The following is an 8,694-nucleotide window of genomic DNA, read 5'->3' as shown; positions in this document are numbered from 1 at the left end:
GCGGAGCCGCCACCGCCTGTGTTCTTCGGGTTCCGGTTGGCGTCAGGGGGTTTTCGGGCCTGGTTCGGTCGGGCCGCTCTTTTCCCCCGGTCCCTTGTCGTCGGGGCCGTGGCCGTCCCGCTTGAGCAGGCCCTCGACCTTGTGGCTGACGTTCTCGATCTTGTCGTGGTACTTGCCGCCGGTGGCCTTGTCCAGGCTCGACTTGGCGGCGTCGAGTCCCTTCGCCGCGCTGGGGCCTGCCTTCTCGGCGAGTTCTTCGGCCTTGTCCTTGGCCTGGTTCGCCAGATCCTTGGCCTTGTCCAGGAAACTCATCTCTTGCCTCCCGTGGCTTCGACACCCGGTGAGCCACGGAAGCGCCGCTCCCGCGGCATTGAACTGCAACAACATTCACTGTAGCCGACATCACAGCGATGGCCGCGCGGTGTCCCTAACCGCTCATCGTGATGGGGGACGATGGGGGTGTGACCGCGAACGACCCAGGCAGAACCACCGACCCCGCCGAACGTAAGCGGCGGCGCAGGCTCGCCGAGATCTTCGGCGACGTCCTGCCCGAGACCACCTCCGACGACCGCCCGGACCGTACCGCGGGTGACGGCGAACGCTGGTACCGGGAGAACCGCCCACCACACCACGACGCCCGCTGACGCTCGGCGGCCTCAGCAGGCGGCGATGCTCACTTCTGCTGGCCGTCGCCCGAGACGCTCACCTTCTTGGCTTCGGCGGCGAGGCCCTTTACCTGCGGGAGGCCCTGTTCCCGGCGCAGCAGGTCGCGGATTTCCAGCAGCAGCTCCACGTCGGTCGGCTCGGCCTGGCCTTCTTCCTTGCCCTTCTTGCGGCGGTCCGAGATCTTCTTCATCGGCAGCACGAACAGGAAGTAGACGACCGCCGCCGTGATGAAGAACGTGATCACCGCGTTGATCACCGCAGCGAAGTCGATGATCGAGGCCTCGTTGCCGACGCGCAGCTGGATGCTCAGGCCGGTGACATTGCCGCCCCCGGTGGCGGCGATGATCGGCTTGATGATGCTGGTGGTGAACGACGTGACCAGCGCGGTGAACGCGCTGCCGACGACCACGGCGACTGCCAGGTCGATGACGTTCCCGCGCATCAGGAAGTCCTTGAAGCCCTTGAACACGCTGGGAGCTCCTCTCCAAATATGGGTGGTCCGGACGAGCCCGGATCGATCGATGGGTGCGACGCGCGAATCCCGGATGGATGATGCGCCGAATCGATAGAGGACCGGCGCGCGATGCGCACTCAGCGGAGCGTAACGGTGACCGACTGGAGCAGGGATGCCGCGGCAACCGCTGCAGCGGTGTCCTCCGGTAGTCCCACGAAGATGAGTCTGCCCTGGTTGTTGCGGCCCTTCGGGGCTTGCACGGCGACCACTCGGACGTTCTCGGCGAGCACCGAAGCGTGACCTGATCGAGTGGTTGTTGTGACGAGGTCCACTCGTCTGCCGGGGACCAGGAAGTCGGCCACTTCGGGGTCGGTGAGGCGGACCGGCGCGGACGCGGTCCCGGCGTCGCCGGAGGCCACCAGCGGACCGTCGAACCGGACGTCGGTCAGCGTCTCCCCGCTGCGCGCGGCGGTGCCGAGCACCCGCCCCTCAGCGGCCGCAATGTCCCGCAACGCGCCGTCCGGCACCAGGTCCGCGGGCAGCTCGCGACGCGCCACGTCGGCCTTCGACAGGACCCGGCCGGGCGGCAGATCGCGCGCGGCGACGAGCACCCCGACGCGCGAATCCGGCGGTCCGTGGCCTGGCTGCACTGCGAGCCCAGCGGCGAGCAGCAGCAGCGCTACGGCGGTCAGCCTGCGCAGGGAGTGCAGGCGAAAACCCCGTCGGGCGGGGAAAAGCGCGCCGATCCGGTTCAGCGCTGTCGAGTTGAGGCGGTCCTCCGAAGCCATGGTCCACTCCCCGGTCGCGGTCGTTGAGGACCTCCGAAGCTAGGGAGCTGCGCGCCGGGGCGCGAGGGGGCAGCGGAAATCTGTGGATAGACCGGTCCCTTGTGGACAACTCGGCACACCCGGACGAATTTCACGCGGACGGGGAGGATCACTGGGCGTGCACAGAAAATCGCCGACCGCGTCAGCTGCGGTCGGCGAACTGGGCGCGGAGATCAGGAGGCTGCGGCCGTGGTGGTCGAGGAGTTGCTGCTCGAAGAGGACGAGCTCGACTCGGACGACGAACTGCTGCTGGTCGAAGAGGAAGAGCTGCTGCCGTTCGAAGAAGAGGAGCTGCTGTTGGTCGAGCTGGACGACGAGTTCGACGACCGGTTGTCGGTGCGGTAGAAGCCCGAGCCCTTGAACACGATGCCCACGGCGTTGAACAGCTTGCGGAGCCGGCCGGTGCACTTCGGGCACTCGGTGAGGGAGTCCTCATTGAACGACTGCACCGTCTCGAACTGGTGATCACATTCGGTGCAGGCGTACTGGTATGTGGGCACGGCCGTGAACCTCCGACATCTCGTCTTGGCACTCGAACTGCTGGAGTGCTAAATACGATAATGCGTCACATAGGGTGTCCGGTGCAAACACTCCTATGTCACATGGGTAGGGCAGCCACCCCACGACTGGGTGTCAGTACCCCGGTCATCCGCACATCGTGCGGCTCCCCGGGTAGTTCGGCGACGAATTCGCCGTCCCGGACGACGCCGATCCGCGGCGCGTTCGGAGCGGCCATCGGCAGCGACCGGTCGTAGTAACCGGCACCGCGCCCCAACCGAACCCCCCGGTGATCCACGGCCAGCGCGGGCACCAGCAGCGCGTCGGCCTGCCCGATCGCTGCGGTCCCCAGCCGGTCACCGGCCGGTTCGAGCAGGCCGAACCCTGCGCGGCGCAGCGAGCCCGGGCCGGTGAACTCCGCCCATTCCAGTGGGCCGCCGCGGACCACGACCGGCAGCAGCACCCGCAGCCCGGCGTCGAGCAGCGCGTCGAGCAAACCCGGCGACCCCGGCTCGCCGCCCACCGGGACGTACGCCGCCACCGTCCGCACCGATCGGCCGTCCAGCCACTTCAGCAAGGCCTCCTGCAGCGCCCTGGCCTCGGCAGACCGAATGCCCTCGGGGACGCCTCCGCGCTGTTCCAGCAGCGCGCGGCGCCACCCGGACTTGGTCGTAAACGATTCGTCCAGTGAGCTCACAGGTCCACTCTAGGGATGCCCGATAGGCTCCCTGGCCATGAGCAGCCCGACGAGCACGCCCACAGCGTTCCGGACCGCCATCGTGCCCGCCGCAGGCCTGGGAACCCGATTCCTGCCGACCACGAAGGCGGTGCCGAAGGAGTTGCTCCCGGTCGTCGACACCCCCGGGATTGAACTGGTGGCCACCGAGGCTGCCGAAGCGGGCGCGCAGCGCCTGATCATCGTGACCTCGCCGGACAAGCGGGCGGTCACCGAGTACTTCCAGCCGCAACCCGAGCTGGAGCAGACGCTCAAGGACCGCGGCAAGGACGCACTGCTCGAAAAGGTCCGTCGCGGGCCCGCCCTGATCGCCGCGGAGACCGCGCTGCAGGAACGCGCCCTCGGACTGGGGCACGCCGTGGGCTGCGCCGAACCGAACCTGACCGACGCCGACGACGCGGTCGCCGTGCTGCTGCCCGACGACCTTGTGCTGCCGCGCGGCGTACTCACGCGGATGGCCGAGGTGCGCGCCCGCTACGGCGGCAGCGTGCTGTGCGCATTCGACGTGCCGCGCGAGCAGATCGCCGCCTACGGAGTCTTCGACGTCACCGATACCGATGACGACGATGTCAAGCAGGTTCACGGCATGGTCGAGAAGCCCGCGCCGGACGAGGCCCCGTCCACACTGGCCGCCGCCGGTCGCTACCTGCTGGATCGTGCCGTCTTCGACGCGCTCAAGCGCATCGAGCCCGGTGCAGGAGGTGAACTCCAGCTCACCGATGCCGTAGCGTTGTTGATCTCCGAAGGACACCCGGTGCACGTAGTGGTCCATCGAGGTGGGCGACACGACCTCGGAAATCCTGGCGGTTTCCTCAAAGCTGCGGTGGACTTCGCGCTGGAGGATCCCGAATACGGGCCGGAACTGCGAAACTGGCTCGTCGAACGGATCAGCAGGAGCTAACGCCGCGCCGGCTACGGCTCGGGCACGCGGGAAGAGGTCGACAGCCATGAGATCAGTGGACGAGCAGCTCGCGCGAGTACTCACAGCCGCCGTCCGGCCCGCGCCCGTGCGGGTGGCGATCTCCGAGGCTCAAGGCCTGCTGTGCGCCGAAGAGGTCGTCGCGGAGCAGGCGCTGCCCGGGTTCGACCAGGCCGCGGTGGACGGTTACGCGGTGCGCAGCGTCGATGTGCAGACGGCCGTCGACGAGTCGACGGTGCTGCCGGTCGTCGGGGAGATCCCGGTCGGATCGCGGCAGCCGCGCCGGTTGCAACCGGGGCAGGCGGTGCGGGTGGCCACCGGTGCGCCACTGCCGACGCTGGCCGACGCGGTCGTGCCGCTGGCCTACACCGACGGGCACCCCGCCAAGGTCACGGTCCGGCAGCCGGTGCCCTCGGCGGCGTTCGTCCGCCGCACCGGCGAGGACGTGCAGACCGGCGATGTGGCGGTGCGCCGCGGCGCACCCATCGGTGCGGCGCAGGTCGGGCTTCTGGCGGCGGTGGGCCGCAACAAGGTCCTGGTGCACCCGCGGCCTCGGGTGTCGGTGATCTCGGTGGGCGACGAACTCGTGGACGTCGACCGCACGCCCGGCCAGGGCCAGGTCTACGACGTCAACTCCTACGCGCTGGCCGCCGCCGCGCGGGACGCCGGGGCCGAGGTCACCCGGGTCGGCATCGTCAACAGCGACTCGCGCCGGCTGCGTGAGGTCGTCGAGGGGCGGCTGCTGCTGTCGGAGGTCGTGGTGATCGCCGGCGGTGCGGGCGGCGCGGCGGGCAACGAGGTCAGGGCGGCCCTCGCCGACCTCGGGGAGCTCGACGTGACTCGGGTGGCCATGCAGCCCGGCTCGGTGCAGGGCTTCGGGAGGCTCGGTCCGGACGAGATTCCCACCTTCGTGCTGCCGAGCAACCCGGTGAGCGCGCTGGTCGTTTTCGAGGTGCTGGTGCGGCCGCTGGTCCGCGCCGCGCTCGGCAAGCTCAACCCGCACCGGCGCACCGTGTCGGCCGAACTGCTCACCCCGATCACCTCCACCAAGGGGCGTCGCGGCTTCCTCCGCGGCCAGTTGCTGCGCGACCCGAAGAGCGCCTCCTACCTGGTGCAACCCCTGGGCACTTCGGGATCGCACCTGCTCGCGTCGTTGGCCGAGGCCAACTGCCTGGTGGTGGTCGACGAGGACACCACCGGCGTCGCGGCCGGGGAAGGCGTGCAGGTCCGGTTCCTCTCGCAGCGCGCGTGAGCCACCGATGCAGCCCGCCGACGCCGATGGGTTCCCGATCGGTCGCCACCCCGGCTGGCCAGCGCGCCTCGGCCCGCTGATCACGGAGCGCGGCACCGTCGCGCTGCGCCCGCCGCGGCTGCGCGACGGCTCGGCCTGGAGCCGGACGAGGCTGCAAGACCGCACCTACCTGCAGAAGTGGGAGCCCACCGCGGTTGGCGGTTGGCAAGAGCGCAATGCGCTGATGGCCTGGCCCGCGCAGTGGAGCGCGTTGCGCGGGATGGCCCGACGCGGCCAGGCGCTGCCGTTCACCGTCACCGTCGAAGGTGAGTTCGCCGGGCAGCTGACCGTCGGCAACATCGTGCGCGGCGCGCTGCGCTCCGGGTGGATCGGCTACTGGGTGGCCGCGCACCTGGCCGGCGGCGGGGTCGCCACGGCGGCCGTCGCGATGGCGGTGGACCACTGCTTCGGCTCGGCCGGGCTGCACCGGCTGGAGGCAACCGTGCGGCCCGAGAACCAGCCGAGCGTGCGGGTGCTGGAGAAGTCCGGCTTCCGCCGCGAAGGGCTGTTCCACCGTTACCTGGACGTGGCCGGCGCCTGGCGGGACCACTACGTGTACGCCTTGACCGTCGAGGAGATCCCGGACGGCGCGGTGAGCAGGCTGATCAGGACCGGCGGTGCGAGCCGGCCATGACGCCGAGATTTTGATCACGCACGGTCACCGCCGGCCGGGGCCGGATCGGCCGAAAATGCACCGAACGGCGGCAGATCCTCTCGCCATTCGGCGGTACGGAGACCGACACGCTGATGTCGATGTTGCCGCCGACTGCTCTGAACGTGCGGTTCTCGTGGTCCTGGGGAACCGATGTAGCTCGGCGTGGCTCCGAGACAGAAGTGACTTATGTGGTTAGCGTGGCGATCGCAGGCTTGTGTGCTGCCGGTGGCCAGGGGGAGGTGGCGAGGCATGCCCAGTTCATTGATCTTCGCTGCGCTGGCAGCGGCGTGGTTGGTGGTGCTGGTTCCGATGTTCGCCCGCCGCCGCCAGGAAGTTTCCAAGACCACCGACTCCGCGTTGGCAGCACGAGTCGTGCGGCGAGGCAGCGGACGGCGCCCGGCAACCCCCGGAGCCGCGACAACCGACGAGGTGGAGGAGGCGCTCGGGATGCCTGACACCGACCTTGACGACGCCATCGAGGAGAACGAGGCCGACGGCTCGTGGCGACGGGTGCACAGCGATGATGTCCGGGCAGGCCGCCGCTACCGGCCCGGCCGCGGCGGTTTCGACCCGGAAGCCGCGGCGCTGGCTGCCCGCGCCAAGTACGCCCGACGGCAGCGCATCGTGCTCGTCATGCTGCTCGTAGCGGTGACTACGGCGTTGCTGGGGGCCCTGGTCTGGCCGGTCATGTGGTGGCTGCACGGCGCGACCGACCTCGTCGTAGCGGGCTACCTCGCATACCTGCGCCGCCAGGTCCGCATCGAAGAGGACATCCGCAGCCGTCGTCTGGCCCGGATGTCCGGCGAGCACGACGAAGTAGACGACTACGACGACTACGTCGACATCGACGATCAGCCCGTCGACGAGCACGATGAGGACCGCGACGGCGAAACCGGGCGGCCCGAGGATCGCAGGCCGGCCGGGCGCGCCGTCCGAGTGGAGATCGACGACGAGGACCCCATGTTCGATGAGCTGGACGAACGCACCTGGGAGCCCTACCGGCGAGCCTCCGGCGAATAGCCCCGGATCCCCAAGAGGGGGTGCTGCGAAAGCTGATTTCGGGCCTTGCTAAGCTTTCGTCAGCACTCAACAAGGGGCTGTAGCGCAGTTGGTAGCGCGTCTCGTTCGCATCGAGAAGGTCAGGGGTTCGATTCCCCTCAGCTCCACGCAATAGAAGGCTCGTGCTCGCGGAGAGCACGAGCCTTTTTGCGGCCCGCGTTTCTTTGCGGGGGCCGAGCCTCACAGCAGACTTCCACGGTGCGGTGGATTCATTTCGTCGGCTCCTCGCGTTGGGAAATGTTCCAGAACGTCACCGTCGAAGCCGCCACCCTGGCAGTTCCGGGAATTCGGCTCCGCAGGACTCGGCGTAGCCCTCTTGGCAGAATCGGTCGCGCGGGCCGCAGGACCGCCCGTCCAGATCAGCACCCTCGAACCGGCGCCCCCGCATCCGCCGGTCGAAGCCATCCGCGACCCCCAAGGCGATTCCCGCGCCGCAGGCGCATTCATCGCTCACCTGCGCCACTCGGCCGTGATCGACGTGCTGGAGTCGATCGGCTCCGGTAGAAGCGCTTCTAGCGGTGCGGTAGGTTCCGCAGGGACTCTTCCCCGGTCCCGCTGCCTGCAGACCAGTGGTTCGGAAACTCTTGCTGCGGTTGAGATTTCGGGCTTCGTCAAAGCCGTGGCCGGGTTAGGATCTCCGGGTTTGGGGTGATTGGTTTGGAGCGGGTTCGCGTCGAGGCGCCGGTTCGGTTCGGCGTCGCCGAGCTGATTCCCGACCGGTACCGGGAGTCCGGGTGGACCGTTGCCGTCGACGGGGTCGCCCAGTCCTATGTGGACCTCCGCGAGCTCAGGTACCTGAAGATGCCCTTCGCCGACTGGATCGGGCAGGCGATCGACCGGCATTGGCCGTCCGGTGACGCCGTGTCGGCCCTGTTCGTCGGCGGTGCCGGCTGCACGTTGCCGCGCTACCTCGCCGCGACCCGGCCCGGCTCTGAGCAGGTCGTCTTCGAGCTCGATGGGCCTCTCGTCGAGCTCGTTCGCGAACACCGCGAACTCGACCAGGTGCCCGGCCTGGAGGTTCGCGTGCAGGACGGCGGAACCGGCGTCGAAGACGCCCCGGACGCGAGCGCCGACCTCGTCGTGCTGGACGTGTTCCGGGCAGGCGACGTCGTCACCGAACTGGCGACCGTCGAGTTCCTCGCCGAGACCTCCCGGGTGTTGCGGGACGGCGGGCTGTACGCCGCGAACATGTGGGACGCCGCCGACCTCGGCTTCGTGCGGCGCGTCGTCGCTTCGGTCCGCGAGGTGTTCCCACACGTCCTCGCGCTTGCCGAACCCGGTGTCCTGTTGCGTCGACGCGCGGGCAATGTCGTCGTCGTGGCGTCCACCCGCAGCCTGCCGACGGCCGGGCTCGTCGAGTGGGGCGCCGCCGCGAAGAACCGGGTTTCCTGCCTGGCGCCGCGGCAGCTGGCTGCCGTGTCCGGGACGGCTGCGCCGCTCACCGAGGCGGAACCGTTGACCGTCCCGGTGCCTCCGGCGCGCCGTTGGGGCGACGGCTCCCGGTTCGCCTGACGCATCCACGCGCTGTGGTTCCCGAGGGCATCCCTACGCCCACAGCAAAAGAAAATCTTTCGCCTATTCGAGCTCTT

Annotated in this window: 11 protein-coding genes and 1 tRNA gene; 7 read left to right on the top strand and 5 right to left on the bottom strand. The window is 69.2% G+C overall.

The genetic code is table 11. The features are described from left to right. Positions 1–42 precede the first annotated feature (42 nt). A complete protein-coding gene (locus tag ACWDKQ_RS03260) occupies positions 43–312 on the bottom strand; it encodes an antitoxin (RefSeq protein WP_450137129.1) in 270 nt (89 codons plus the stop codon). A gap of 149 nt (positions 313–461) precedes the next feature. Between ACWDKQ_RS03260 and ACWDKQ_RS03255 the strand changes: the two genes are divergently transcribed. Next, entirely contained in the window at positions 462–644 is a 183-nt protein-coding gene (locus tag ACWDKQ_RS03255) for a hypothetical protein (RefSeq protein WP_450137128.1), read from the top strand. Between the two features lie 29 nt (positions 645–673). Here ACWDKQ_RS03255 and mscL read toward each other — a convergent pair whose 3' ends face one another. The 4 genes from mscL to ACWDKQ_RS03235 form a co-directional block, all read right to left on the bottom strand. Next, the gene (gene mscL / locus ACWDKQ_RS03250; protein ID WP_450137127.1) at positions 674–1,135 is read right to left on the bottom strand and encodes a large conductance mechanosensitive channel protein MscL; all 462 of its coding nucleotides are present in this window, start codon (positions 1,133–1,135) and stop codon (positions 674–676) included. Positions 1,136–1,257: 122 nt separating this feature from the next. Then, positions 1,258–1,908, bottom strand: coding sequence for an SAF domain-containing protein (locus ACWDKQ_RS03245; protein WP_450137126.1), 651 nt, complete (start codon positions 1,906–1,908; stop codon positions 1,258–1,260). A gap of 212 nt (positions 1,909–2,120) precedes the next feature. Further along, the gene (locus ACWDKQ_RS03240; protein ID WP_450137125.1) at positions 2,121–2,447 is read right to left on the bottom strand and encodes an FmdB family zinc ribbon protein; all 327 of its coding nucleotides are present in this window, start codon (positions 2,445–2,447) and stop codon (positions 2,121–2,123) included. A 98-nt stretch (positions 2,448–2,545) separates the two neighbouring features. Continuing rightward, positions 2,546–3,142: a 5-formyltetrahydrofolate cyclo-ligase gene (locus ACWDKQ_RS03235; protein WP_450137124.1), complete on the bottom strand. Its 597-nt coding sequence runs from the start codon at positions 3,140–3,142 to the stop codon at positions 2,546–2,548. A 37-nt stretch (positions 3,143–3,179) separates the two neighbouring features. Here ACWDKQ_RS03235 and ACWDKQ_RS03230 point away from each other — a divergent pair, with 37 nt between their 5' ends. From ACWDKQ_RS03230 to ACWDKQ_RS03205, 6 genes are all read left to right on the top strand, one after another. Then, entirely contained in the window at positions 3,180–4,082 is a 903-nt protein-coding gene (locus ACWDKQ_RS03230; protein WP_450137123.1) for a UTP--glucose-1-phosphate uridylyltransferase, read from the top strand. Positions 4,083–4,128: 46 nt separating this feature from the next. Next, positions 4,129–5,352: a molybdotransferase-like divisome protein Glp gene (glp, locus tag ACWDKQ_RS03225; RefSeq protein ID WP_450137122.1), complete on the top strand. Its 1,224-nt coding sequence runs from the start codon at positions 4,129–4,131 to the stop codon at positions 5,350–5,352. A 7-nt stretch (positions 5,353–5,359) separates the two neighbouring features. Continuing rightward, positions 5,360–6,025, top strand: coding sequence for a GNAT family N-acetyltransferase (locus ACWDKQ_RS03220; protein WP_450137121.1), 666 nt, complete (start codon positions 5,360–5,362; stop codon positions 6,023–6,025). A gap of 270 nt (positions 6,026–6,295) precedes the next feature. Beyond that, a complete protein-coding gene (gene sepX / locus ACWDKQ_RS03215; protein WP_450137120.1) occupies positions 6,296–7,066 on the top strand; it encodes a divisome protein SepX/GlpR in 771 nt (256 codons plus the stop codon). A gap of 73 nt (positions 7,067–7,139) precedes the next feature. Next, positions 7,140–7,212, top strand: a tRNA-Ala gene (locus ACWDKQ_RS03210). Positions 7,213–7,753: 541 nt separating this feature from the next. Continuing rightward, the gene (locus tag ACWDKQ_RS03205; protein WP_450137119.1) at positions 7,754–8,617 is read left to right on the top strand and encodes a spermidine synthase; all 864 of its coding nucleotides are present in this window, start codon (positions 7,754–7,756) and stop codon (positions 8,615–8,617) included. Positions 8,618–8,694: the final 77 nt, after the last annotated feature.

This window comes from Saccharopolyspora sp. NPDC000995 (genome assembly GCF_053599315.1).
Note: the sequence above shows the minus strand (reverse complement) of the source record. Positions and strands in the feature narration are given on the sequence as shown.